Raw genomic sequence first — 3,164 nt, 5'->3', positions numbered from 1 at the left:
AAAAAAAACCTCAATCTTTAAAAGATTGAGGTTTGATAAAGAAAGGCAACGACCTACTCTCCCACCTGTGGCAGTACCATCGGCGCTAATGGGCTTAACTTCTCTGTTCGGAATGGTAAGAGGTGAGCCCCATTGCGATAATCACCTTAAATCGTTTCAGTATATTTCAACTGTAAAAGTTAACATATTAGTAAAATCATATCCTAAATTCATCAAAGAGTTTGCTCCCGGCCACTAGGACCGGGATACGTACATAAGCCTATGGGTTATTAGTACTACTCAGCTACATACATTACTGCACTTACACTTATAGCCTATCAACGTGGTGATCTTCCACGACCCTTTAAAGAAATCTCATCTTGTGGTGGGTTTCGCGCTTATATGCTTTCAGCGCTTATCCCTTCCCGACGTAGCTACTCTGCAGTGCCCCTGGCGAGACAACAGATACACTAGAGGTCAGTCCAACTCGGTCCTCTCGTACTAAAGTCAGATCCACTCAAATTTCTAACGCCCACAGCAGATAGAGACCGAACTGTCTCACGACGTTCTGAACCCAGCTCGCGTGCCACTTTAATGGGCGAACAGCCCAACCCTTGGGACCTTCTCCAGCCCCAGGATGTGACGAGCCGACATCGAGGTGCCAAACCCCCCCGTCGATGTGAGCTCTTGGGGGAGATCAGCCTGTTATCCCCGGAGTACCTTTTATCCTTTGAGCGATGGCCCTTCCATGCGGAACCACCGGATCACTATGCTCTACTTTCGTACCTGATCGACCTGTATGTCTCTCAGTCAAGCTCCCTTATGCCATTGCACTCTACGCACGGTTACCAAGCGTGCTGAGGGAACCTTTAGAAGCCTCCGTTACTCTTTTGGAGGCGACCACCCCAGTCAAACTACCCACCACGCACTGTTCTCATTGCTGAGTTAGGCTCTAGATAAGCAAAGGGTGGTATTTCAAGGATGACTCCACAACGCCTAGCGACGCCGCTTCAAAGTCTCCCACCTATCCTACACATTACTTATCCAAAGTCAATACGAAGCTATAGTAAAGGTTCACGGGGTCTTTTCGTCCCGCTGCGGGTAATCGGCATCTTCACCGATACTACAATTTCACCGAGCTCATGGCTGAGACAGTATCCAGATCGTTGCACCATTCGTGCAGGTCGGAACTTACCCGACAAGGAATTTCGCTACCTTAGGACCGTTATAGTTACGGCCGCCGTTTACTGGGGCTTCATTTGATTGCGTCGCCGAAGCTAACAACTCCACTTAACCTTCCAGCACCGGGCAGGTGTCAGGCCTTATACATCATCTTTCAATTTAGCAAAGCCCTGTGTTTTTGATAAACAGTCGCCTGGATCTTTTCACTGCGGCCAACATTGCTGTTGGCGACTCTTCTCCCGAAGTTACGAGTCTATTTTGCCTAGTTCCTTAGCCATGAATCTCTCGAGCACCTTAGAATTCTCATCCCAACTACCTGTGTCGGTTTACGGTACGGGTTCTTATAATCTGAAGCTTAGAGGTTTTTCTTGGAAGTTTTTAGGCACACTATCCACGCATCCGAAGACTTGTGGTACTATCACACTTCAGCTAAACCAGCGGATTTGCCTACCAGTCTAATACCTAAATGTTTCAACGAACTATTCCGTCAGTTCGCGGTGCTTTCAGTACTCCGTCACCCCATCGCAATTATAAGAAGTACAGGAATATTAACCTGTTGTCCATCGACTACTCCCTTCGGATTCGCCTTAGGTCCCGACTAACCCTCAGCTGATTAGCATCGCTGAGGAAACCTTAGTCTTTCGGTGAGGGGGTTTCTCGCCCCCTTTATCGTTACTTATGCCTACATTTTCTTTTCTATACGTTCCAGCATGCCTCACAGCACACCTTCAGCACATATAGAATGCTCCCCTACCACTTTTAAAAGTCCATAGCTTCGGTAATATGTTTATGCCCGATTATTATCCATGCTCGACCGCTCGACTAGTGAGCTGTTACGCACTCTTTAAATGAATGGCTGCTTCCAAGCCAACATCCTAGCTGTCTGGGCAGTCAAACCTCGTTTTTTCAACTTAACATATATTTGGGGACCTTAGCTGATGGTCTGGGTTCTTTCCCTCTCGGACATGGACCTTAGCACCCATGCCCTCACTGCTGAAAAACATTTTATAGCATTCGGAGTTTGTCAGGAATTGGTAGGCGGTGAAGCCCCCGCATCCAATCAGTAGCTCTACCTCTATAAAACTTTTATTCAACGCTGCACCTAAATGCATTTCGGGGAGTACGAGCTATTTCCGAGTTTGATTGGCCTTTCACCCCTACCCACAGGTCATCCAAAGACTTTTCAACGTCAACTGGTTCGGTCCTCCACTGTGTGTTACCACAGCTTCAACCTGCCCATGGGTAGATCACTCGGTTTCGCGTCTACTACTACTAACTATAACCGCCCTATTCAGACTCGCTTTCGCTTCGGCTCCAGACCTTAAATCTTTAACCTTGCTAGCAACAGTAACTCGTAGGCTCATTATGCAAAAGGCACGCCGTCACACAGTAAATGTGCTTCGACCGCTTGTAGGCGTACGGTTTCAGGTTCTCTTTCACTCCCTTACTTAGGGTTCTTTTCACCTTTCCCTCACGGTACTAGTTCACTATCGGTCTTTCAGGAGTATTTAGCCTTACCGGATGGTCCCGGTGGATTCATACAGGATTACACGTGTCCCGCACTACTCAGGGTACTGCTATATCCTCTTCGATTACCTGTACGAGACTATCACTCTCTGCGGTTCGTCTTTCCAAACGATTCCAGTTCTCTTAGATTCTAATGTCGCAGCCCTACAACCCCAATATTGCCGTAACAACATTGGTTTGGGCTAATCCGCGTTCGCTCGCCACTACTAACGGAATCACTTTTGTTTTCTCTTCCTATGGTTACTTAGATGTTTCAGTTCACCACGTTTGCTCACCCGAAGGTGTGACATGTCTTCAACATGACGGGTTGCCCCATTCGGAAATCTACGGATCATAAAATATGTGCTTCTCCCCGTAGCTTATCGCAGCTTATCGCGTCCTTCTTCGCCTCTGAAAGCCTAGGCATCCTCCATACGCCCTTATTTAGCTTATTGTACTTTTTGCTGTAGTATCTCTACTACAACGAGCTCTTTATA

Annotated in this window: 2 rRNA genes; both read right to left on the bottom strand. The window is 47.3% G+C overall.

Annotated features, from left to right (window positions below):
• Positions 1-40: 40 nt before the first annotated feature.
• Positions 41-149 (bottom strand): 5S ribosomal RNA (gene rrf / locus MHM83_RS16105).
• A 100-nt stretch (positions 150-249) separates the two neighbouring features.
• Positions 250-3,122 (bottom strand): 23S ribosomal RNA (locus tag MHM83_RS16100).
• Positions 3,123-3,164 lie beyond the last annotated feature (42 nt).

Source organism: Tenacibaculum sp. Mcav3-52, from assembly GCF_022347665.1.
In the GTDB taxonomy this organism is placed as follows: domain Bacteria; phylum Bacteroidota; class Bacteroidia; order Flavobacteriales; family Flavobacteriaceae; genus Polaribacter; species Polaribacter mesophilus.
This window is presented reverse-complemented; position numbering and strand designations above follow the sequence as displayed.